Here is a 21,809-nt window from a genome sequence, read left to right as displayed (position 1 = left end):
TCGATTGTTCAAAATAATAAATAATCATTTCAACCAGCGCGCTTTTTCTTTCCGGCAGCAAGCGGCAGCATAGAGCCACATCCTACTCTTTTCATGTGAGCAAAAACGAGGGTTTATTTATGCCGTTACTGACATTCGACGTTATTCAGGGCCGTTCAGAATCAGAAATCCGCACTTTGCTGGATGCCGCACATCGCGCGGTTTTAACCGCATTTAAAGTCCCGGCCCGCGATCGTTATCAGATTGTTCATGAAAACAAAGGTTATCAGATGGTCTTTCAGGATACCGGCTTAGGCTTTGCGCGAACCGACAATCTGGTGATGGTGCGCGTGTATACCAGCCCGAGAAGTGAAGAACAGAAGTGCCTGTTTATGGCAGAGTTAGCGCGCGAACTGCTGGAAAGTTGCGGCGTTCAGGGCACAGATTTGATGATTAGTTTTATCACCAACAGTAAAGGCGACTGGAGCTTTGCCGACGGCGAAGCGCAATACCTCACTGGAAAACTCTAATCTCCCTTCTCTGCCCTCACTGGCAGCAGCGCGTCCGTTGCTGCCAGGCGAAACCACAGTTAGCCTTAACCCGCCTTAAACGAATCGGAATGCATCGCACAAATCTGGTTGGATGTGTTGCAGCCCTGTGACACCCAATATAGATTGACGCAAAATCCCCACAGAGGGTCGTTGGCGCACGGATTGCGTATTCATTCAACATGAGGATCTAACGTTGTCCGAATTGGTTTCGGTTGTACTCTTTTTGGCCGCGATTGCGGTCTACTCCTCTAAAGCCGGGCGAAATAAATTTTGGTTTAGTCTGATCCTGCTGCTGCTCACGCTGTTTATCGTGCTTAACGTCACGCTGGTCGCCAGCAACTATTTTACCGGCGATGGCATTAATGACGCAGTGCTGTATACGCTGACCAACAGCCTGACCGGCGCGGGCGTGAGCAAATATGTGGTGCCGGCCATCGGACTGATCATCGCGCTGTTCTCGCTGTTTTGCCTGCTTTCGTGGTTACTGCGCCGCCGTAAGCGGCCGCATCACCTCGGCTGGAGTTTGCTGGCGATTGCCTGTGCCGCAGGTTCGGTACAAACCACGCCCGCGTTCCGCCAGGTAAAAGAGCTGATTGCCTCACATTCACGCCTCGCCGATTCGGATTTCGAAACCTACTTCAAAACGCCCAATAAGGTGATCGCCGAGCCCAAGCTCAATCTGGTCTACATTTATGGCGAAAGTCTTGAACGGACCTATTTCGATCAGCAGGCATTTCCTGGTCTGGCCCCGGAACTCAGCCGGGAAAAAGAGAACAGCATCGATTTCAGCCAAACCGAACAGCTGCCCGGCACCGATTACACCATTGCCGGCATGGTAGCTTCACAGTGCGGCATCCCGCTGTTTGCGCCTTTTGACGGCAATGCCTCGGCTTCGCTCTCCAGCTTCTATCCGCAAAATATTTGTCTGGGCGACATCCTGAAAAACTCAGGCTACGAAAACTGGTTTATTCAGGGCGCCGATTTACGCTTCGCCGGTAAAGACACATTCCTGCTGTCGCATGGTTTTGATGCGGCCAACATGTATGGCTCGCAGGAGCTGAAAAGTCGCGTTGCCGATCCCAGCTATCGTAATAACTGGGGCTACTACGATGACACCGTAATGGACGAGGTGTTTGAGAAATACGAGGAGCTGTCGCGCGCGCAAAAACGCTTCGCATTGTTCACCCTTACCGTCGACACCCATCACCCGGATGGTTTTATCTCGCGCAGCTGCCAGCGCAAAAGCTACAGCTATGATGGCAAACCAAACCAATCCTTTAGCGCGGTCGCCTGCTCGCAGGAGCATGTGGCGCGTCTGATTGAGCGCATCAAAGCCTCACCGTGGTTTAAAAACACCATCATCGTGGTGACCTCCGATCATCTGGCGATGAACAACACCGCGCATCAATATCTGATCAAGCAACCGCGCCATGACCTGTTTATGGTGATTCGTGGCGATCAGCCACAGGCGGAAGTGCTCGATGGCAAACGCAGCACGCTGGATAACGGCGCCACGGTGCTGGATATTCTCGGCGGCGATAACGCGATTGGGCTCGGTCGCAGCGGCCTCTCTTCGAAATCGCTGTCCACCGAGTTCGACGACATGGCAAAGCGCGTCACATCGTGGAAAGCGGACATTATTCAGCTGTGGAATTTCCCCAGCAAGATGGATAGCTTCACCGTCGATCAACAGAAAAACACCCTCAGCTTCTCTGGCGCGACCTTCAAGTTACCAATTCTGTTCCGCGTCTCCGACAAACATGTCGAACCGCTGCCGGAAGGGGAATACTCCGAACCGCTGCGTTATCAGCTGGCGAGTTTTGCTGCCGCCGACAAGTTCGTTTGGGTCGATCGCTGCTTTAAGATGGCGCGCCTGTGGCAGCCAGAGTTAGCGCTGTCGAGCGATTTGTGCGTGTCGATGGGACAAATGGGCGCCAAACCCAGCGTAACCCGCATCGATAAAGCGCAGTGGAAAGGTAAAGTCAGCTTCCCGAAAGCAGAAGTCAGTGCGGCAACCTTCCAGCTCAACGAACAGCAAATACGCATCGAAGACAATGCAATTCGTTACAACGCCGACAGCTTCCTGTTAACAGTGCCCGGCGCGCCAAATAGCGTGAAGAGTTTTAAAGGGATATCACGTCCGGAAGCGTGGGGACGCTGGTCGAATGCCAATCTGGCACCGGAAGTGAATATTGAGTATACCGATCCGCTGCCTGAACGCTTTGATGTGGTAATCACCGCGCGGGCTTTTGGTCCGAATGCGCATCGACCGATTCCCGTGCGCGTTGGCGATGAAGAGCAGCAACTGAATTTGGGAGATGAGTTCTCCACCACCACGCTGCATTTCACCAATCCAACCGGCAGCCGTAATTTGATCATTGCGCCGCCGGAGCCGCAGGAGTCGAATGTCGGCAATATCATCGGCCAGGATCCGCGCAAACTGGGGATCGGCATGGTGGATATAAAAATAATTCCGCAAACCTAACGTAGGGTCGCCATTTATGGCGACCCGGTGCGCATGGATGCGCAGCCTACGAACGCAGCGCCTCCAGTTTTTCGCGTTGCGCCCCTTCCACCGTAAAGTTCTCTGCCGCCAGCCAGCGTTCGAAGCCTTGTTTCACCTGCGGCCAGTCGCTGTCGATAATCGAGAACCAGCAGGTATCACGGCTGCGGCCTTTATAGACAATCGCCTGCCGGAAGGTGCCTTCAAACTGAAACCCTAAACGCAGCGCCGCGTTGCGTGATGGCTGATTGCAGCTGTCGCATTTCCACTCGTAGCGACGATAGCCCAACTGCTCAAAGGCGTAGCGGATCAGCAGATAGTGCGCTTCGGTGGCCATGCGCGTTTGCTTCAGCAGCGGCGAGAAGGCGACGTGGCCGATCTCCACCGATCCGTTTGTCGCATCAATGCGCATCAACGCCAGGCTGCCAACCGCACGATTACTCACTGGATCGATCACCGCGAAATGCATGGGATCGCGCCCATTTTCCAGCTTGCGCGCATAGGCAACATAGGCTGCTTCATCGGCAAAAGGTTCGGCGAACATATAGGTCCAGTCACGCCCATCTGCAGCCAGCGCATAGGCAGCATACAGTTCGCGGCCATGGCGCTCGGCACTCAGAGGTTCCAGGCGGCAATAGTCACCGGTGAAGGTTTCATAGCTCGGCCAGGCGCGGGGTTGCCAATCTGGCAGCGGAAATCCTACCGGTTGTCCGTAAGCGTTGGTGTGTTGCGGCATTCCTCAATTCCTTTATCAGTCAGGACCAGAAATGCAGAGTGCCACTTTGCTGGCGTGTTAAAAAGCGCCACAATGCATGAAATTGATGGATCCACGGAACTGCGTACATGAGTGATATTGAGCTACATCGATTATTGCTGGCCCCGCTGGAAACCAACGGCAAGTTAACGCTGCAACAGCAACTGTTTCAACGTATCAGGCAGGCGATTCTGACGGGCAAACTCGCCGCCGGTACGCGTTTGCCCGCGACACGCCAGCTGGCGCTGGATCTCGCGGTTTCACGCAATACTGTGATCGCCGTCTGGGCGCAGCTGCAGGCGGAAGGCTTTTTGCTGAGCGATCGCCAGGGCAGTCGCATCAGCAATATGGCGCAGCTACCGCAGGAAAATCAGCCGCACACCAGCAGCGAAATCACCTTGTCGCCGCGCATCGCTCAGCTGCGATCCAGCCATCGCAGCTTCAGTCAGGAGATGGCGCTGCGCCCCGGCGTGCCTTCGCTGGCACATTTCCCGCTGGCTCAGTGGCGACGGGCGCTGAACCGCGTGATGCTGCATCAGCCGCAGCAACTGCTGGGTTACGGCGATCCGCTCGGTGAACGCACACTGCGTGAAGCGCTGGCGCAGCATCTGGCATTGGCGCGCGGCGTGCGCTGTACGCCCGAACAAATCGTGATTACCGAAGGCGCACAGCAGGCATTGACGCTGTGCGTGGCGCTGCTCAGCAGCCCAGGCGACATTGGTTGGGTGGAGGAGCCAGGGTATCGCGGCGCGAAAGCGGCGATGCGGTTGGGAGATATGCGTATTGAACCAGTAGCGATTGATGCGCAAGGGCTGGCGCCGCAGCCACAGGACTGGCAACAGCGTGCGCCGCGCCTGATTTACACCACGCCAACGCACCAATATCCCACCGGCGTGATCATGAGCGCACCGCGTCGTCTGGCACTGATGGCGGCCGCCCGGCAACAGCAAACGTGGATTATCGAAGATGATTACGACAGCGATTTTCGCTACAGCGGCGAGCCGATCGCCGCTATGCAGGGCATGACGCAACCAACGCCGGTGATCTACGTTGGCTCGTTCAGCAAAACGTTGTTTCCCGCGTTGCGCCTTGGATTTATGGTGTTGCCGCCGCAGCTGGTCACGCCGCTGCGCCCTGCGCTACATGAACTGCTGCGCGGCGGCAATCGTCCCGAGCAGCAGGCGCTGGCGCTGTTTTTACGCAGCGGTGATTTTAGCCGTCATCTGAGCAAAATGCGCCGTCTGTACCGCCAACGGCAGGCAACTTTGCGGCAGGCTTTGCAGCATACGTTTGGCGATCAGGTTCCGTTGCTGGGCGGCGAATGCGGCATGCATCTGGTGTTATCACTGGAAGCGGATCAAAACGATATGCGGTTGGTGGATCGGCTGATCCAGAGCGGCTACGCGCCGGGCGCGCTGTCGGGATTTTATTCGGGTGAGCAGAAGCAACAAGGGCTGGTGCTGGGTTACGGTAACACCAGCACCAGCCAGATTACGGCGGGGGTCGCGCAGTTAGCGCGTCTGCTGCGCGGGAATTAACCGCGGAAGAAGATTTCGCCTGATTTACCCATCACGATCTTACCGCTGTCATCGGTGATCAGGATGTAGTTGGCATTGATGTAAGCCCAGTGCGTGCCTGGCTGCGGCGCAGGCAGATGGCGTGGCTTCCACTCAACAATGGTGTACTGCTTTTTACGGTACTCATCTGGCACCACATCGCCCACTTTGTACTCTTTGTAGTCGATGATGATGGTGGTCAGATCGTAGTTGTTTGGTGCAGCCGCATCACCGCTTTGCGGTGGGCGAATTGGCGCGACATCGCCGCTGGATTCAGCCGGTTCATTGCTGGCTGGCGCATCGGCTGCCGGAGCCTGCGTTTGCGGGTCTGCGGCTGGCGCCTGGGTTTGGGCATCGGGTGCGGTTTGCTGCACTTGGGGCGGCATCGGTACGGCGTCTGTTTGCTCGCCTTCAGCCAGCGCGGCCGGAGCAAGGCTTAAAGCGCCCAGAAAAATTCCTGCAGAAAGAAGATTGACGTGTGTCCTGCGCATGGGTGATTTCCACTCTGGTTAATTATTAACTGTCCATTTAACTGACAAGTTAAGCACGCAGAAGGTTCCCCCGGCGCGCTTAGCGCGTCAAATTTCGCTGCTCAGCATACCTCAGCTCAGGCATTTTTTGGCGCAGTAAAATTGCAAGCAACCATGTTAGTTTTTGTCGTGCGCTTTCTGCGCCAGATCCATCAATAACGCGATGCCCAGATAGTTACTCCAGTTAAACGCGTTCTGCAGCACCACAATCGCATTGCCGTTCTGCTTATCAAAGCCAATAAAACTCGAGTAGCCGCCGATATAACCCACCTGATAGGTGATCTGCTGATCGCCGTAACTGTCGGTTACCCAGGCGATATTTTGTGCCTGATTGCCGTGCTGCTCGTAGCCGTGATTAACCTGCGCAAAGGCCGCGTTGAGCGAAGCGCCCGCGCCGTCATGCAGATGCGCATCCAGATAGCGAATCAAATCGCGCGCGTTGCTGTAGAGGCTGGCGGCCGCCACCATATTGTTGTTAAACGCCCAATCCGGCGTAATTTGCCCGCGAGGAATCAGCTTAGGCTGATCGCCCGCATGGCCGAGTGCACGCCACGGATAACCGCGCAGACGCTGCGGCTTGAAGCTGCTGCTGGTCATGCCCAGCGGCTGAAACAGATTGCGCTGCGCCAGCGTTTCGATGTCCTGATGGAAGCGATGTTTGAGGATGTAGCCCAACAGCGCATAGCCGAGATTAGAATAGCGCGCGCTGGGATGCGCGGGCGCGTCAAAGTCGGCCAGATAATCCAGCACTGCGTCGCTGTCGAGGTTGCCGTAAAAGTTCTCGCCGCTACGCAGATAGCCCATAAATTTCATGAACATCGGTAAATCCATATCCTGGCGCGGCAAGCCCGAGGTGTGCGTCACCAGTTGCAACAGCGTGATGCGTTTGGCATCAGCGCTCAGCGGCACGTTGGGCGGCAAAAGCGTCGCGAGCGTGTCGTTCCAGTGCAGTTCGCCGCGATCCACCAGCTCAATAATCACCTCAGCGGTGATACCTTTACTCAGCGAGCCGAGCGCAAATAAGGTATCTGGCGTGATGGGATAACGGTGCACCGCATCGGTGACGCCAAAACTGTAAAATTTAGGCTGGCTGCGTTGATGGATGATGGCGATGCTGATGCCGGAAACCTGCTTTTGCTGCATGTAATGGCGCACGATGTCATCGACGTTTTCATTAAAGGTCGCGTGCGAAAGATAGACTTTATCGCTGACGGGCGCGGAGGTTTGCGACAAGGTGCCGCAGGCGCTGAGCAATACGCTCATGCCCAACAGAATGATGCATGTTATTAAACGATGGCACAGCACCCGTTTATTCCTGGCAAAGATAATCATGGCAATGGATTGAGCGAATTTTTATGTTTTATAGTGGGTGCGACGGGTGTTGGTGGCGAAATATAACACAGAAGAAAGTCAGCGCCACCTGCCAAAAACAGGTGGCGGCGGGGATTATTGATTAACGGGAATAACCGATCCTTGATAGTGCTGGTTAATAAATTCAGCGGTTTGCTTTGACTCCAGATCTTTCGCTAGTTCCAGAATACGCGGATCGTGCGCCAGTTTCGGCGTGGTGACCAGCACGTTGGCATACGGATTATCCTTCGCTTGTTCCAGCGCCAGCGCATCCTTCGACGGCACTAAACCGGCCTGCAACGCGTAGTTGCCATTGATGATCGCCAACTGCGCATCATCCAGCGCGCGCGGCAGCTGCGGCGCTTCCACTTCGATAATTTTCAGATGGTGCGGATTGTCAGTAATGTCTGCGGAAGTCACCAGCGTATTGGCGCTATTGCTCTTCAATTTGATCAACCCATTGGCCTGCAACAGATAAAGTGCGCGGCTGAGATTGGTGACATTATTCGGCACGGCCACTTGCGCGCCATCAGGCAGATCTTTCAGTGATTTCACTTTGTGCGAGTAGATGCCAAGCGGCTCAATATGCACGGTGGCGACCACAGAAAATTTCTCGCCCAGCGCTTTTTCCTGATCGCGCAGGTAAGGCACATGCTGGAAGTAGTTGGCATCGACGTCACCGCGTGCCAGCAATTCGTTGGCGTTGAGGTTGCCGTTGAGTTCAATCACCTTGAGATCGAGCTTCTTGTCGGTCTGTTTAATGTGGTTGAGGATTTCGCTGTGCGGCACGGCATCTGCCGCTACGCGCAGCGCGGCCGCCGACGCGTAACTGCTGAACACCGAAACCATCGCTAACGCCGCTATCACCTTTTTATTCATCTGCTTCCCTTAGTTTCTTATGATTTAACGCGATTGAGAGTGTCAGCGTAATAACGCTGCGCCACGTCGCGATGCGATCGCAAACGTCCTTTGAGATAGTTCCAACCCACTTCACGCAGCAGCGGATTGCTGGGATCGCTGGTGGGCCCGCGCGCTTCTGCCGCCAGCTGCGGCGGTAGCTGATACAGCGGCACTTCGGCATCGAGCTGTGCGCCGAGGAAAAAAGCGATGGAAATGCGCTGCTGGTTTATCGGCGGCGATACCACGCGATGCACAGTGGCGCGCAGATAACCTTTGGTAGCGATTTCCAGCAGTTCGCCGATGTTCACCACAAAAGCGCCCGCTTTCGGCAGCGCATCAACCCACTGATCCGGCGTGACTTCAACCTGCAACCCAGGCTGATCGTCCTGCAACAGAAAGGTCAAAAAGCCGGAATCTTTATGCGCGCCAACACCTTGCTGGCTGGCAGCGGCATCCTGCCCCGGATAGCGAATCAGCTTCACATGTTCGTTGGGATGCGTGCCGTACAGCGCATCAAAAGCGTCCGGCGGCAGCGCCAGGGATTTGGCGAAGGCGCGCAGTAAACGCAACGCCACGTCAGTCATCGCCTGCTGCCACGCGTGAATCACCGGACGCAGCTGCGGCAGCGCCTGCGGCCACAAATTGGGCCCTTGCAGCTGCTTCCATGCCGGATCGTCTGGCTGCAGCGTCAGCGCGGCACGCTCTGCACCGATATCAAATTGCTCACGCTGATCGCGCTGCTCACGGGTGTATTCCACGCCCGCACGGTTGTAGCCGCGAAAATGCGGCGAATGAATCATCGAAACACGCTGTTTCTCTTCATCCGGCAACGCAAAGAACGCGCGCGTGATGCTTTGCACGTTCTGCAATAGCTGCGGATTGATGCCATGATTCACCAGATAGAAGAAACCGACGTCACGCGCGGTTTCGCGCAGTTCGGCAAGGTATTGCGCCTGCTCCGCATCCGGCAGTTCCAGCAGGGCTAGATCCAGTACCGGCAATGTGCTGGCCATAATTTGCATCCTTTATGCAGAAAAACTCTGCCTTTACGCTGCCATCTGTCGGCAAAAGCAGCCAATACTGTTGCGTGATAAGTTATGGCGAATCCTTTTTAGGAGAGGTTCAGCAATCGATATGCAAAAAGCGATAAATCGCGCCCGCTTCCCGCTATAATCGCCGCCAATTAACTTTGGGCATTGCCCATCAATGAAAGCAGGAGATGCCGTATGAACCAGGGTCCGTTAACTGAAAAAGAGCTGAACTGGCTGGAAGATATGCTGGAGAAATACGGCAACGAGCACTCGGTGGTGGATACCGCTGAGCTGGACGGCATGCTGACAGCGCTACTCTCCGGCCCGAACGACATCGAACCGAGCGAGTGGCTGGTGGCGATGTGGGGCGGCAAAAAGCACATTCCAAAATGGTCGAATGAGCGCGAGATGGATCGCTTTATGACGCTGACGTTCCAGCATCTCAACGACATCGCCGAACGCCTGGCCGAATTCCCAGAGCAGTTCGATCCGCTGTTTGGCACGCAAGAGATGGAAGGCCAGGAATTCACCGTGGTGGAAGATTGGTGCTACGGCTATTTGCGCGGCGTGGCGCTGGATGCAGATTGGTCGCTGCTGCCCGAATCACTGCAGCCGATGATGGAGGCGATTGCCTTGCACGGCAGCGAAGATCACCTGGCGAAGCGCGAAGCCTTCACACCGGACGAGTTTGAAGCCAGCATCGAGGCGATTCGCCCTGCGGCGCTGGAGCTGCATGAATACTGGCAGGAACAGCGCATGGCGCAGCCCGATCCAGAGCCTCAACTGCCGCACTTTGCCGGCGAGAAAACCGGCCGCAACGATCCTTGCCCATGCGGCAGCGGTAAAAAATATAAGCAGTGCTGCGGCAAGTAGGAGCACCATTTGTAGGGTCGCCATTCGTGGCGACCTGCCAACGAGATGCGCATAACTGCGCCCCTTACGGCAGCGATGCCGCTTTCACCTCGGTCACCCAGGTTGGCAACTGCCATGCGCCACCCGCGCGAATCGCACGGCACATGCCGGTGGTCGCATCGCTACTCTGCTCGAACGCTTTGCCATCCCACACCCACGCCGCTGTGCTCCAGCAGTCGCCGATGCCGCGCCCTTTCTGTGCTTCAGAGATCACACCTTCGCTGTAATCAGAGCCGGAATCCGTCACCAGCTGCGGTGTGCCCTGCAACGCTTTATCGATCAGCCAATAGCCATAACCTTCGTTATACGCCCCGCGCCAGCACAATGCGGCGATCAGCACGTGCGCATCATCGACCGGCGTTAAGGTCAGCGGCTCCGCGCCCTCTTCTGGCTGATCGTCGGACGGTGCCAGATTGTCGCAGCTGTCGTCATCGGTGAGCGAGGCAATCAGCTTCGGCTTCAACAGCGTCAGCTCATCGGCCGTCAACGGACGCGCATCGGCCTTCACCACTTTTACCTGCTGAATCACCGGCATCGCCACCGCTGCCGGTACGCTGTTTTCCGGCTTGTTGCCTTTACGCACCAGCGCGCCCGGCGTGCTAAGACGACCTTGCGCATCATCCATTTTCAGCAGCACCGCAAACGCGCCATTACTGGAGAGATCAAAAGGCTCTTCACCACCGCGAAACTCCACTTTGCCGTTGCCTTTGATACCGTTGATCAGCGCCTGAGTTTGTTCATCGGTCAGCGTCCATTCGTCGTTATCGGCTTTCGCCACGTCGCCCAGCGCACGGTCATCAATCCACAACGCTAAGTTGTTCACCACTTTAGAATCATCATCGCCGGTATCGGCCAGCACCACGCGACCGTGCGTCACCGCATTGGGACCTCCGGCACGCACCAGCAGCACCGAGCCGCCCGCGCCCTCTTCGGCGCTGTAACCGGCGGCACGACAGGTCAGCGTATTGTCGCAGGCCAGTTCCCAGTCTTTGTGGCTAAAGGAGACGCCGTCTTGATCTGCCAACAGCGGCGCACTCAGGCTGGCAAGTAGCGACATCGCCAGCAGCAATCGGGTAATCATGCCATCTCTCCATAATGGTAAAGGTGGCTAGTGTGATGATTTTTGTGACGCGGGAGAAGTGAATTTTTGAGGTCATGTGGATGGCTAATGAATCGGCAGCTATTCGATCGTTCATCTTTAACCATTCCACCGATGAGCCAATCATTGAATGCCAAGCATTCAAAGCGGTAGTATAAGAATCAGCAGGTAAACATTCAGAGGATTAAAGTTTCATGGACGATCAAAGCAAAATGTTGCCCACCCAGCAAGCTATACGTATTCTGGATTATTGGCACAAAATAGAGTTTTTCGAATCAACTGACATTAAAGATCTTGAAAATAATGCGGATGGCGTAATTCAACTGAGCATGGAGGAATTACAGCATAATACATCACTTCCCTGGATTGAACCTCAGCAAATCAGGCGTGCAGGAAGTGATTATTCACCTGAAAAAAAATATCGTTACGAGCTCTTTTTTGGCATCTTTGAACGTGACGAAATATTTCAGCAAGCAAAGCCTTTTATTTATAAACAAAGTGACATAGAGAATGACGCGCTCGGCAATGAAGGTCGTACATGCTCGATAAAATGTAAGCTTGATCATAATGGTGTTATTGATAGCGAGAGTTTTGAGTTTTCAACGGTGACCTGGGCATTAGGTCAGATATCTACAGGTGGATTAGAACGACTGAACTTTGATGCCTATGAAGTCGATACAAAAAAATTACAGCAGCGTTTTAATGAAATTGTCACCACCGCTGACAATATAAAAACAAAACATCAATTACCACCTATTTTAACCACATTTGAAATAATTGAATTTTTAAAATCAATGGCGCAGTGGACTACTTTTTCTCCTCAAACCCCTACGCCTGCACTATTCATTAAATTAAGTGAAACAAAACCCAATAAACTCAATATTTCAGCTCAGCTAGATCCATCTTTACTTTCAAAACTTAGTGACGAGACTGAACTGGCATTATCAAACGATTCTGATTTTCCGCTGACTTCCGCTTCAGATAATTCAAATGAGATCAGTATATTAAATAGCTTCTACATACGTGATATTGAGCGGATAATAGAAGATATCAAGCGAAATAAACTTGATATTGACTCACCATTAGGACGCTATCTGACCGGCAGTCGTAAGAAAAACGTAGATTTACTTCTACCGGCAGGAAGGACGCTATTGATTGAGAAATTACGACTAGCCCAACTTCCTGCTGGACGCTGGCTTTCAGATAGAAAACACAACATGAGTTTAATGCAGCAGTTTGCTATTAATACTCTTGAGCAAGAACTTACTCATCAAGGACTTTATTCAGTTAATGGTCCACCAGGTACGGGTAAAACAACTCTACTTCGTGATATCATTGCAAACAATATCGTTAAGCGCGCTGCCATTCTTGCGAATTATAATCGGGTTGAGGATGTTTTTTCTGGCTCAATCAGCATTAGCGTCAATGGCAACACGCGCAAGATACCCTGTCTTCGCCCTGAACTTTGTGGCTATGAAATGGTGGTAGCTTCAAGCAATAATGCTGCTGTCGAAAATATCTCACGCGAACTACCTCAGCTAAAAAGCCTTGGAGATGAGTGGCAACATCATGATTATTTTAAATCAGCTGCGCGAAAACTCGCGGCATTTTCACGACCTCTAAAAAATAGCGAAAAACAGCCAGAAAAAACTTTTCTTATCAAACCGCTTGCCCCAGATGATGATTGTTGGGGATTGATTGCTGTAGCTTTGGGAAAGAAAAAGAATCGCGATCGCTTTAAAGAGCGAGTGTTTACACATAATCATACGAAAGCTGTGACTTCACCACCAGCTGATGAATATAGACACCTATTTGAATCACTAAAAAATAAAGACATAGCGAGCTTCGCAGCAGCTAAAAAAGCTTTCATTGACGCTCAACAAAAACATCATTCTATCATTCAGGAACTTCAGCAACTTGAAGATCTTAACGATCTTTCCAATTATTACCATCAACAGCAGATAAAAATACAAAAACTACGTTTACGAAGGTTTATGCTCAACGCCCGAATTACGCGATGTGCAGAGCGTGAACCGCATTGGTTAACCTTAAAATTCAGAAAAATTTTCCGGGTTAAAGCCATCATTACTGGATTAAAAAACAGATTAAATTCTACCATTGCCGCGTTACAACTGGCGGAGCAACGTTTAAGTCAAATCCAAGATGAATTGGATGCTAAACATAAACATTGTTTAGCATTGCAGATTAAGTATCAAGACACCATTTTTGCCGCAGATGAAATCAATATCGAAGCTGAGGACATTCAGCGTACCTCTTTCGGCCATGGCGCAATATTAAATGCAGCCCGTAGTCAGCTTTCAGCATGCGCCCTGGATTTACATCAATCATGGCTGAAAGAGGCTTATAAAGAGTGCAACTTACTTAAAGTTATATTCTCCGTCAGCGACGCCATAAATGGTGGTGTACAAGAAACCAAAGCCTGCCTCGCTTTGTGGCAACTTCTTTTTATGATTGTGCCGGTAGTTTCTTCTACATTTGCATCCGTTCATCGTCAGTTTATGCATTTAGGTGCCGGTGATATTGGATGGTTATTTATTGATGAAGCTGGGCAGGCAACACCTCAACAAGCGGCTGGAGCATTATGGCGCGCGAAACGTGCTGTTGTGGTGGGAGACCCCTTACAGATTGAGCCCGTTTTTACAATTCCTCCTGCCTTCGTTGAAGCTCTTGCTCAACGCGCCTTTGCCGATGATTGGCGTGAGTGGTCTCCAACAACTCAGTCAGTACAAAATCTTGCAGATAGAGTGAACCCCTATGGTTCAGCACAAATATCTAATGAGAACTGGCTCGGTAGTCCGCTGCGCGTCCATCGACGCTGTGATGAGCCCATGTTCAGTATCGCCAACAAGATTGCTTACAACAATAAAATGCTACATGGTCGGGACAAGCGTTGGCCAACTGACAATAATCTTTGGGGAGAGAGCGGCTGGTTAGATGTTTGTGGTGAAGTGAAAGGAAAACATTACGTTCCCGCACAGGGAAAAAAAGTCCTCATGATGATTAATGACTGGTTTGAACATCATGGTGCGCTGCCGGACGTCTATATTATTTCGCCTTTTAAACAGATTAAAAACCAACTTAAATCCTTATTGAGTCAGGAACTAAAAGGCATCAAGGATATCAACCGTTGGATTGATGATAGGGTGGGCACCGTTCATACCTTTCAGGGAAAAGAAGAGAAAAATGTCATTATTGTGCTTGGTTTATCGGCTAATAATTCTGGCGGAGAAAAATGGGCATCTTCAAAACCCAATTTGTTAAACGTTGCAGTAACGCGTGCGCAGAACCGAGTTTATATCATCGGTAGTAAGGCCATTTGGGCAGGATGCGATTATTTTAATGTCGCTAACGAAATGCTAAGCAGAATAGAGCCGCCTGAAATGCCGGAAAAACTCGCGGTTGTTCACGTTGATTAAGAAAGGATCAGCGCCGCCACAATCTGCTGTCGCAGCCACTGCTGAGCCGGGTCGCGGTGCAGACGTTCATGCCATAACAGCAAGATATCAAAGCCCGGCACCTCCAGCGGCAAATCGACAACCGCAAGGTGTGAAGTATGACGCACCAACCGCTCAGGCAGCACCGCGACCAAATCGCTGTTCGCCAGCGTCTCCTGCATAAACAAGAAGTGCGGCACCGACAACACCACGCGGCGTGAACGTCCCAGCTTCGCCAGCGCATGATCGGTGGCGGCGCTGAAGCCGCCGCCATCCGGCGACACCATGACAAATTCCAGCTGGCAGAATTGATCCAGCGTCGGCGGACGTTGTAATTGCGGGTGTTCGCATCGCCCCGCCAGCACATAGCGCTCGCTGAACAGTTTGCGTTGATGCAGCGTCAGCGGCGCGTTATCGCCAGTGTGAAACACCACATCCAGCTCACCTTTTTCCAACTGCTGCGCTATCAGCGGCGGATTGAGCGCCAGAATCGCCATACGACTCTGCGGTGCAGCAGCGCGCATCAGGTTGAGCGCGGGCAGCACCAACGCCGACGACGTGTAATCGGTGGCAGCGATGCGCCAGGTGACTTCGGCATTGGCCGGATTAAAGGTATCGGGCGGCGCGACTGCTTGCTCCACCGCCTCAAACGCCAGCCGCAGCGGCTCACGTAACGCTTCTGCGCGCGCTGTGGGCAACATGCCGCGCGGTCCGGGCAACAACAGCGGATCGTCAAAATGCCTTCGCAATCGCGCCAACTGAGCGCTAACCGAAGGCTGCGAAAGATGAAGACGCTGCGCCGCGCGCGTGACATTGAGTTCGGTTAGCAGCACGTTGAGCGTCTGCAGCAAATTTAAATCCAGCGAGTTGATATTCACTCTGTCTATACCTGAGATATCAGCAATTGATTTCTACTATATCCAGCGTCGACATAATCTGCAGTGGTTTTCATCTCACAGGATTAAGCCCATGAATGTACTGATTGTGTATGCCCATCCGGAACCGCGTTCGCTGAGCGGTTCACTCAAAGACTTTGCCGTGCAGCATTTAGAGAAGGCCGGACATCAGGTGCAGGTTTCTGATCTCTATGCGATGCAGTGGAAAGCGCAGCTCGATGCTGATGACACACGCGCCCCGTTAGTGGGCGACCATTACGATGCGACAGTGGATTCACGCTTCGCCTACGATCATCAGCTTCAGGCTGCGGATATCGCCGCCGAGCAGGAAAAATTGCGCTGGTCCGATACGGTGATTTTCCAGTTTCCGCTGTGGTGGTTTTCGATGCCCGCCATCATGAAAGGCTGGTTTGACCGCGTTTACGCCAACGGTTTTGCCTACGGCGTAGGCGAGCACAACGAACAGCATTGGGGCGATCGCTACGGCGAAGGCAATCTCAGCGGCAAACGCGCGATGCTGGTGGTGACGACAAGCGGATGGGAATCGCATTACAGTCCGCGCGGCATTAACGGCCCGATGAACGATCTGCTGTTCCCGATTCAGCACGGCATGCTGTTTTATCCCGGCTTTAGCGTGCTGCCGCCGCTGGTTTTCTATCGGGTACAAAAGTCGGCAGCAGAACGATTTTCTGGCTGGTGCGATGCGCTGGCCACAAGGCTGGATACGTTGGCAGAAACTGCGCCAATTGCCTACCGTCAGCAAAACGGCGGCGACTATGAAATTCCTGCGCTGACGCTAAAAGCGGAGTGTGTAGCCGAAGAGAGCGGCTTTGGCGTGCATGTGAAGCGGTGAAAGGTAGCAGGCTCGGCGCTGAGCCTGCGGTTACTCGTACAGCCAGCGCCCCGCTTTCGCCGATTCAATCAACATTCCCAGCGTGAAATCGGGCACCACCGGCACTTCACGCTTATTAAATGGATTGAGAATCTGCGCCAGCGAGGGCTCATCGGGATAGTAGGTTTCGATGACAAATCCGCCGCGATCAACGCTGAACTCGCCGAAGAACTCATCCATCAGCGCAGCCGCTTCTTCACGTTCGAAGTTGAGATCGCTATCGATATCAATTTGCGGCGTCAGCGTCTTCTGCTTGAACAGGTAAACGCCGTCGTAACGTCTCACCAGCTCGTAGATACGCTGCTCAATTTCAACTGTCATCGCTTCTGCACTCCACTGATTTCACCGGAGCGCCATTCTGCCATGCAATCCCGAAAGTTGGATGAAAAAAATCTCTGCGGGGGAATGTTGAGACAAAGCGCGAATTTTCTGGGCGGGACGCCCGGTTTATTGCGTCAAAGCGTCCTGTGCTTGTTTCAGCTCTTCACGCGCGCCGGCCAGTTTACGCTGCTGCTTCGCAATTTTGTCGCTGCGGCCTTTGGCCTGCGCTTCTTGTAAATCTTGCTCACGCTCCTGCACTTTCAGCTGCTTCTCAGCCACTTTTTCCTGGCGCGCTTTGAGTAAGCCGCTGTCGGTGCAATGTTCGCTAGCTTCACGCAACGCTTTCTCCAGACCCGCGATGCGCGCTGGATTGCCATGCTCACGCGCCATCGCCAGCTCTTGCTGGATATCCTGTTTTTTGGCGGCGCAGCCGATGGCTGGGTTGGCAGCCTGTACAGAAGTTACAGTCAAGGCAGAGAAAAGAATCGAAAGGGAAATCAGGGTGTTTTTCATGGTGAACTCTTGGTTTACGTTGATGGTCGCTATTATACGAAGAGTTCTTAACAGGATCTTAAGGCAGAAGTGATTATGCGAGACTGAGGAAATAAGCCGAATTTCAGACACAAAAAAAGCCGCTCGTAAGCGACTTAATTTTGCATCAATCGATGGTGCCGAAGGCCGGACTCGAACCGGCACGTATCTCTACGGTTGATTTTGAATCAACTGCGTCTACCGATTTCGCCACTTCGGCACTGAAGAGGATGCGGAAAACGTTGGGGATTATACCGTTACGAGCAGAGTGCGCAACCGGAATCGTTAGGGATGTGCGCTAAGCGTTGAAAAAAACAGCGTTTCGCAGATAACTGCTTGTTATACCGTCAATCCCACTAACCGAATTACAAAAACAAAAACCCAGAACGGTCCCAATTTTCCCCAATCCGCCCGCTTAACTGGAACTTTCAGCAGTCAAACCTCTCTTAACCAAAACTGACGCAGTCAGAACATAAAAGACAACGAGGTTGAGATGAAATTACAAGGCATGATTTGGGGATGGGGCATCGCGGCAGCCATGGTTGCGGGGAGCGCATCCGCGGCAAGTTGGCAGGATCAGCTGAGCAGCGCGGCATCGCAGCTGTCGCAGCAGAACAACAGCACCAGCAACACCAGCACCACGCAGAACGGCGGCATGTCGCTCTCATCGCTCACCGGCCTGCTGAACGGCGGCGATAAAGCGGTGAGTTCCAACAGCATGACCAACGCTGCAGGCGTGATGTCGTATTGCGTGCAGCACAACGTGGTGGATAACAACGTGAAGTCGGTGAAAGATCAGGTATTGAGCAAACTCGGCCTGAACAGCACCACCGCGCAAGAGCAGAAAACCGATTATCAGCAGGGTTTGCAAGGCTTGCTCAACACCGGCAACGGTCAGCAGCTGAACTTGCAGAGTCTGAGCAACTCGCCGATGGGTGAGAAGCTGAAAACCAAAGCCTGCGACGTGGTTCTGAAGCAAGGCAAAAAATATATCGGCATGTAAGGACGCGCCGGTATCAAGGCGCGAGCTGTCCCTCGCGCCTTTTCTTTAACCCAATAACGCTCGCGTCTCCTGCACCGTTCTCTGCAACAACTCCCGCGCCTGCTCCACCGATCGAATATTGGTATAGCCAATCACCAGGCCATAACGTTTCTGCGTCTGCATATACCAGCCGGAAAGCGGCAAGACGCGCAGCTGATGCCGCTGCCAAATCGCCGCCAACGCCGCGTCCTGCGTGCCGCGTGGCAGGAAGGCGACAATGTGCATGCCGCCATCGGTCAGTTCAAAATCAAACACATCCGGGAAACACGCCTGCAAGGCATCCAGCATCATGCGGCGTCGCTGCTGATAAAGCGTGCGCATCTTTTTAATGTGGCGATAGAAATGCCCTTCGCTCAGGAACTGCGCCAGAATCTTTTGCGGCAGCAGCGACATGCCGGTTTCGAGGATTTCGCCCAGCTCGCTAAAGCGCGCGATGGTCTCTTTTGGCATCACCAAATAACCCACGCGCATCGCCGGCATCATGGTTTTGCTGAAAGTGCCGGTGTAAATCACCCGGTCGTGCACATCGAGACTTTTCAGCGCCGGAATCACTTTGCGCGTGTAGTGAAACTCGCCGTCGTAATCATCTTCAATGATCCAGCTATCGTTGTGCTGCGCCCACTCCAGCAGCTGATGCTTGCGCGGTAGCGATAAGGTTACCGCCAGCGGGCTGTGATGCGTGGGCGTGACGATGGCGAAACGCGCATCGGCGTGATAGCGCAGCAGATAATCCACATCCATACCTTGCCGATCGACTGGCACGTAATGCAGATTCGGCGCGATGCGCTTCAGCAGTTTTTGTCCGAAGAAGTAGCCGGGATCTTCAAACATCACTTTGTCGCTCGGCTGCGCCAGCACCGCCAGAATCAGTCGCAGGTTGGCGCGATAACCACTGGTGATAAAGATCTGTTCCGGCTGGCAGTTGAGCCCACGCGATATATTCAGATAGCTGGCGATGGCTTCACGCAGCGGCTGATAACCCATAATTGGCGGCAAAATCATCTCATCCGCACGCAGGGTTCGCGCTGCTTTGCCGGAAATCAGCAGCCACTTTTTATGTGGAAACGCATCCAGTGCCGGGATGCCAAGCCGCAGCTCGCCTTTGCTCTCGCGCTGGATTAACGCGCTCACTGACGGCGCAGGCACTGCCGTTTTTCCGGTTGTTTCCGGCAGAATCAGTTCGGGATTAACACGCGTGCCTTTCGCGCCCTGACTGACAAAATAGCCTTCGCCGATCAGGATTTCATAAGCAGCTTCCACCGTTTTTCGCGCCACTTGCAACTCACTCGCCAGCGTACGGATCGCCGGGACGCGGTCGCCCGGCTTCAGCTGCCCTGCAAGAATTTGCTGGCGATATCGCGCATAAATCTCTTTATATCCCACGCCATGTCCTATCTGTTTTCACGTTTTTTGACCCTTTTCACTCAGACATGGAAGTTTAAGATGCCCGCATTACCTTCGCATTGAAAAACGACTGACCTGAGGATAAAAACATGACTGCACGCGTTAACCACTTCAAAACCGTTCCGACACTGGTCAAAACCATGTCCGATCTCTCTATGAACGTCAGTAATGTTTCATTAGAAACCTCACTGAAGCATCTGGTCGATCTGCGCGCCTCGCAGCTCAACCAATGCGCATTCTGCGTCGATATGCATGTGAAAGAGGCCAAACTGCACGGCGAGCGCGAGTTGCGTCTGCATCACGTGGCGATCTGGCGCGAATCGCCGCTGTTCACCGCCAAAGAGAAAGCGGCGCTGGCGCTGACCGAAGCGCTGACGCGTCTGGGCGATCACGGCATCGACGAAACGCTGTACAACGAGGTGCGCGCGCACTTCTCTGAAGTAGAGACCAGCGAGCTGACATTCTGCATCGCGGTGATCAACACCTGGAACCGCCTGATGGTGCTGTCGCAGATGACGCCGGGCGCACTGGACAGCGCTTATGGGTTGGATCGTGCTGATTTACGTTAATTTTTACCGCCAGTAGCCCATGCTGCTGGCACCACCATGTTCATCTGCGCTGCCTGAGGCTATAGTGAGATTTTGCACCACACAGGACAGCGCACATGAAAGGCATCAACATTGCGATTTACTTCGATCCCGACCAGATTCACATCTGTGTTCACCAGCAGGATGATAGCTATCTCAGCCAAACCTTTATTTACGACGACAGCGTAATTGAAGAGATTTATCAGTGGCTGGAGCAGTTCACACCTAATCGCACCCACATTTGCCTGATTGAGCACGATACCGCCGATATCCTCGCCGATGAGTTGGTGGATAACGGTTATCACGTCCATCAGGTCACGCAGCACGATCTCTTGACCTGGTTCGCCAACGAACCGCCTGCCGAACCCGATGGTTCACCGGTGCGCGCGCTGCTGCGTTATCTGGAGAGCGAGCAGCCATCCGAATACCAGTCACGCACGCCACAGATTGAAGCGTTGATGGATCTGCTGGATGAGCTGGACGATCTCGAAGGTGTGGATGAAGTCGAAGATGAAGACAATCTGCCGGATGACGTGCTGCGCCTGATGAAGCAGAAGAAGATCAGCGCGCAAGACGCCGCTCAGCGTTTGCTGCCCGATGTGAATGAGCGCATTCGTGAGCATTTGATCAATTATCCCGAGCTGATGACACCAGAACTGCTGCAGGATTTCTTCCCCGAGTTGATCGAGGCACTGGATACGCCGAAGCATTGATGTTCGGGTAGGTGCGGCGTCTGACACGGTCGCCATAAATGTCGACCCTACGTTTGGGCGTTGCCGTTTTTTGTAGGGTCGCCATTTATGGCGACCAGGAATTCTGAGGACATTTCATGCTGGAGTTGTTCAAAGCCATCGGGCTGGGTTTGGTGGTGATTTTGCCGCTCGCCAATCCGCTGACCACCGTGGCGCTGTTTCTCGGCCTGGCCGGAGAGATGAATTTCCAGGAGCGTAATCGTCAGGCGATGCAGGCCTCGATCTACGTGTTCCTGATTATGATGGTGGCGTGGTACGCCGGCAGCGCAGTGCTGCACACCTTTGGTATCTCAATTCCCGGCCTGCGCATGGCGGGCGGGCTGATTGTGGCGTTTATCGGTTTTCGCATGCTGTTTCCGGCCAAACCGGTGGGGCATTCGGTCGAAGCCGAGCATAAGCAGGATGAGCTGGACGCGACCGATAGCAATCGCGAAAGCGTCAACATCGCGTTTGTGCCGCTGGCGATGCCGAGCACCGCGGGTCCTGGCACCATTGCGATGATCATCAGTTCCGCGTCGACGGTCAAATCGGGTGTGGATTTCCCGGCGTGGGTGGTTGCCGTTGCGCCGGTGCTGATATTTCTGACCGTGTCGGTGATTCTGTGGATTTCACTGCGTTGTTCGGGTGCCATCATGAAGCTGGTTGGTAAAGGTGGGATCGAAGCGATTTCACGTTTGATGGGCTTTTTGCTGGTGTGTATGGGCGTGCAGTTCGTGATTAACGGCGTGTTAGAAGTGATTCACAATTATCATTGATATCGTGAG

The 21,809-nt window shown here is 53.4% G+C and carries 20 protein-coding genes and 1 tRNA gene; 10 read left to right on the top strand and 11 right to left on the bottom strand.

What is annotated here, in order from left to right:
* Positions 1-119 precede the first annotated feature (119 nt).
* Together AC6I8A_RS03290 and opgB are read left to right on the top strand one after the other, a co-directional pair.
* The gene (locus AC6I8A_RS03290) at positions 120-509 is read left to right on the top strand and encodes a tautomerase family protein (RefSeq protein ID WP_497818034.1); all 390 of its coding nucleotides are present in this window, start codon (positions 120-122) and stop codon (positions 507-509) included.
* 214 nt (positions 510-723) lie between these two features.
* The gene (gene opgB / locus AC6I8A_RS03285; RefSeq protein ID WP_497818033.1) at positions 724-3,015 is read left to right on the top strand and encodes a phosphatidylglycerol--membrane-oligosaccharide glycerophosphotransferase; all 2,292 of its coding nucleotides are present in this window, start codon (positions 724-726) and stop codon (positions 3,013-3,015) included.
* 46 nt (positions 3,016-3,061) lie between these two features.
* On the opposite strand, the gene AC6I8A_RS03280 is transcribed toward opgB, so the two are convergent.
* Positions 3,062-3,769: a GNAT family N-acetyltransferase gene (locus AC6I8A_RS03280; RefSeq protein WP_497818032.1), complete on the bottom strand. Its 708-nt coding sequence runs from the start codon at positions 3,767-3,769 to the stop codon at positions 3,062-3,064.
* Positions 3,770-3,876: 107 nt separating this feature from the next.
* Between AC6I8A_RS03280 and pdxR (AC6I8A_RS03275) the strand changes: the two genes are divergently transcribed.
* Positions 3,877-5,325, top strand: a complete 1,449-nt coding sequence (pdxR, locus tag AC6I8A_RS03275; RefSeq protein WP_293797967.1) for a MocR-like pyridoxine biosynthesis transcription factor PdxR — start codon at positions 3,877-3,879, stop codon at positions 5,323-5,325.
* Here the strand turns inward: pdxR (AC6I8A_RS03275) and AC6I8A_RS03270 are convergent.
* From AC6I8A_RS03270 to AC6I8A_RS03255, 4 genes are all read right to left on the bottom strand, one after another.
* The gene (locus AC6I8A_RS03270) at positions 5,322-5,834 is read right to left on the bottom strand and encodes an RcnB family protein (protein ID WP_154193090.1); all 513 of its coding nucleotides are present in this window, start codon (positions 5,832-5,834) and stop codon (positions 5,322-5,324) included. The two genes, pdxR (AC6I8A_RS03275) and AC6I8A_RS03270, sit on opposite strands and share 4 nt — an antisense overlap.
* 156 nt (positions 5,835-5,990) lie before the next feature.
* The gene (locus tag AC6I8A_RS03265) at positions 5,991-7,136 is read right to left on the bottom strand and encodes a serine hydrolase domain-containing protein (protein WP_497818031.1); all 1,146 of its coding nucleotides are present in this window, start codon (positions 7,134-7,136) and stop codon (positions 5,991-5,993) included.
* Positions 7,137-7,319: 183 nt separating this feature from the next.
* Positions 7,320-8,102 (bottom strand): MetQ/NlpA family ABC transporter substrate-binding protein, encoded by a 783-nt coding sequence (locus tag AC6I8A_RS03260; protein ID WP_256698332.1) that lies wholly within the window; start codon positions 8,100-8,102, stop codon positions 7,320-7,322.
* A gap of 17 nt (positions 8,103-8,119) precedes the next feature.
* On the bottom strand, positions 8,120-9,139 hold the full coding sequence (locus tag AC6I8A_RS03255; protein ID WP_293798015.1) for an isopenicillin N synthase family dioxygenase: 1,020 nt from the start codon (positions 9,137-9,139) through the stop codon (positions 8,120-8,122).
* A 210-nt stretch (positions 9,140-9,349) separates the two neighbouring features.
* Between AC6I8A_RS03255 and AC6I8A_RS03250 the strand changes: the two genes are divergently transcribed.
* Positions 9,350-10,027, top strand: a complete 678-nt coding sequence (locus AC6I8A_RS03250) for a YecA/YgfB family protein (RefSeq protein ID WP_154154382.1) — start codon at positions 9,350-9,352, stop codon at positions 10,025-10,027.
* Between the two features lie 64 nt (positions 10,028-10,091).
* Here AC6I8A_RS03250 and AC6I8A_RS03245 read toward each other — a convergent pair whose 3' ends face one another.
* Entirely contained in the window at positions 10,092-11,147 is a 1,056-nt protein-coding gene (locus AC6I8A_RS03245; protein WP_497818030.1) for a DUF1176 domain-containing protein, read from the bottom strand.
* 212 nt (positions 11,148-11,359) lie between these two features.
* Here AC6I8A_RS03245 and AC6I8A_RS03240 point away from each other — a divergent pair, with 212 nt between their 5' ends.
* Positions 11,360-14,602, top strand: a complete 3,243-nt coding sequence (locus AC6I8A_RS03240) for a DEAD/DEAH box helicase (RefSeq protein ID WP_256698329.1) — start codon at positions 11,360-11,362, stop codon at positions 14,600-14,602.
* Here the strand turns inward: AC6I8A_RS03240 and AC6I8A_RS03235 are convergent.
* On the bottom strand, positions 14,599-15,498 hold the full coding sequence (locus tag AC6I8A_RS03235; protein WP_293797977.1) for a LysR family transcriptional regulator: 900 nt from the start codon (positions 15,496-15,498) through the stop codon (positions 14,599-14,601). The genes AC6I8A_RS03240 and AC6I8A_RS03235 overlap by 4 nt on opposite strands.
* A 91-nt stretch (positions 15,499-15,589) precedes the next feature.
* Here AC6I8A_RS03235 and AC6I8A_RS03230 point away from each other — a divergent pair, with 91 nt between their 5' ends.
* The gene (locus AC6I8A_RS03230) at positions 15,590-16,369 is read left to right on the top strand and encodes an NAD(P)H-dependent oxidoreductase (RefSeq protein WP_497818029.1); all 780 of its coding nucleotides are present in this window, start codon (positions 15,590-15,592) and stop codon (positions 16,367-16,369) included.
* Between the two features lie 30 nt (positions 16,370-16,399).
* Here the strand turns inward: AC6I8A_RS03230 and AC6I8A_RS03225 are convergent, their stop codons facing one another.
* The 3 genes from AC6I8A_RS03225 to AC6I8A_RS03215 all read right to left on the bottom strand — a co-directional run bounded on the left by AC6I8A_RS03225 (position 16,400) and on the right by AC6I8A_RS03215 (position 17,480).
* A complete protein-coding gene (locus AC6I8A_RS03225; RefSeq protein WP_008107769.1) occupies positions 16,400-16,729 on the bottom strand; it encodes a DUF1493 family protein in 330 nt (109 codons plus the stop codon).
* A gap of 126 nt (positions 16,730-16,855) precedes the next feature.
* On the bottom strand, positions 16,856-17,242 hold the full coding sequence (locus AC6I8A_RS03220; protein ID WP_497818028.1) for a DUF1090 domain-containing protein: 387 nt from the start codon (positions 17,240-17,242) through the stop codon (positions 16,856-16,858).
* Positions 17,243-17,395: 153 nt separating this feature from the next.
* Positions 17,396-17,480 (bottom strand) — tRNA-Leu (locus tag AC6I8A_RS03215).
* Between the two features lie 273 nt (positions 17,481-17,753).
* Between AC6I8A_RS03215 and AC6I8A_RS03210 the strand changes: the two genes are divergently transcribed.
* Positions 17,754-18,263, top strand: a complete 510-nt coding sequence (locus AC6I8A_RS03210) for a YjjA family protein (RefSeq protein ID WP_265300939.1) — start codon at positions 17,754-17,756, stop codon at positions 18,261-18,263.
* Positions 18,264-18,308: 45 nt separating this feature from the next.
* On the opposite strand, the gene pdxR (AC6I8A_RS03205) is transcribed toward AC6I8A_RS03210, so the two are convergent.
* A complete protein-coding gene (gene pdxR, locus AC6I8A_RS03205; protein WP_497818027.1) occupies positions 18,309-19,685 on the bottom strand; it encodes a MocR-like pyridoxine biosynthesis transcription factor PdxR in 1,377 nt (458 codons plus the stop codon).
* A 110-nt stretch (positions 19,686-19,795) separates the two neighbouring features.
* On the opposite strand from pdxR (AC6I8A_RS03205), the gene AC6I8A_RS03200 reads away from it, so the two are divergent.
* From AC6I8A_RS03200 to AC6I8A_RS03190, 3 genes are all read left to right on the top strand, one after another.
* Positions 19,796-20,275: a carboxymuconolactone decarboxylase family protein gene (locus AC6I8A_RS03200; RefSeq protein WP_479486581.1), complete on the top strand. Its 480-nt coding sequence runs from the start codon at positions 19,796-19,798 to the stop codon at positions 20,273-20,275.
* 95 nt (positions 20,276-20,370) lie between these two features.
* A complete protein-coding gene (locus AC6I8A_RS03195; protein ID WP_256698312.1) occupies positions 20,371-21,006 on the top strand; it encodes a hypothetical protein in 636 nt (211 codons plus the stop codon).
* A 116-nt stretch (positions 21,007-21,122) separates the two neighbouring features.
* Positions 21,123-21,800 carry a MarC family NAAT transporter gene (locus AC6I8A_RS03190; RefSeq protein WP_265300919.1) on the top strand — a complete coding sequence of 226 codons (678 nt, stop codon included), beginning with the start codon at positions 21,123-21,125 and terminating at the stop codon, positions 21,798-21,800.
* The last annotated feature ends 9 nt before the right edge of the window (positions 21,801-21,809 follow it).

This window comes from Pantoea sp. X-Soil-ISGK-275 (assembly GCF_059730795.1).
Note: the sequence above shows the minus strand (reverse complement) of the source record. Positions and strands in the feature narration are given on the sequence as shown.

Coding starts and splice junctions, on each gene's coding strand:
- AC6I8A_RS03290 (WP_497818034.1), top strand. CDS start 120: ATGCCGTTACTGACATTCGACGTTATTCAGGGCCGTTCAGAATCAGAA.
- AC6I8A_RS03280 (WP_497818032.1), bottom strand. CDS start 3,769: ATGCCGCAACACACCAACGCTTACGGACAACCGGTAGGATTTCCGCTG.
- pdxR (WP_293797967.1), top strand. CDS start 3,877: ATGAGTGATATTGAGCTACATCGATTATTGCTGGCCCCGCTGGAAACC.
- AC6I8A_RS03270 (WP_154193090.1), bottom strand. CDS start 5,834: ATGCGCAGGACACACGTCAATCTTCTTTCTGCAGGAATTTTTCTGGGC.
- AC6I8A_RS03265 (WP_497818031.1), bottom strand. CDS start 7,136: ATGAGCGTATTGCTCAGCGCCTGCGGCACCTTGTCGCAAACCTCCGCG.
- AC6I8A_RS03260 (WP_256698332.1), bottom strand. CDS start 8,102: ATGAATAAAAAGGTGATAGCGGCGTTAGCGATGGTTTCGGTGTTCAGC.
- AC6I8A_RS03250 (WP_154154382.1), top strand. CDS start 9,350: ATGAACCAGGGTCCGTTAACTGAAAAAGAGCTGAACTGGCTGGAAGAT.
- AC6I8A_RS03245 (WP_497818030.1), bottom strand. CDS start 11,147: ATGATTACCCGATTGCTGCTGGCGATGTCGCTACTTGCCAGCCTGAGT.
- AC6I8A_RS03240 (WP_256698329.1), top strand. CDS start 11,360: ATGGACGATCAAAGCAAAATGTTGCCCACCCAGCAAGCTATACGTATT.
- AC6I8A_RS03230 (WP_497818029.1), top strand. CDS start 15,590: ATGAATGTACTGATTGTGTATGCCCATCCGGAACCGCGTTCGCTGAGC.
- AC6I8A_RS03225 (WP_008107769.1), bottom strand. CDS start 16,729: ATGACAGTTGAAATTGAGCAGCGTATCTACGAGCTGGTGAGACGTTAC.
- AC6I8A_RS03220 (WP_497818028.1), bottom strand. CDS start 17,242: ATGAAAAACACCCTGATTTCCCTTTCGATTCTTTTCTCTGCCTTGACT.
- AC6I8A_RS03210 (WP_265300939.1), top strand. CDS start 17,754: ATGAAATTACAAGGCATGATTTGGGGATGGGGCATCGCGGCAGCCATG.
- AC6I8A_RS03200 (WP_479486581.1), top strand. CDS start 19,796: ATGACTGCACGCGTTAACCACTTCAAAACCGTTCCGACACTGGTCAAA.
- AC6I8A_RS03195 (WP_256698312.1), top strand. CDS start 20,371: ATGAAAGGCATCAACATTGCGATTTACTTCGATCCCGACCAGATTCAC.
- AC6I8A_RS03190 (WP_265300919.1), top strand. CDS start 21,123: ATGCTGGAGTTGTTCAAAGCCATCGGGCTGGGTTTGGTGGTGATTTTG.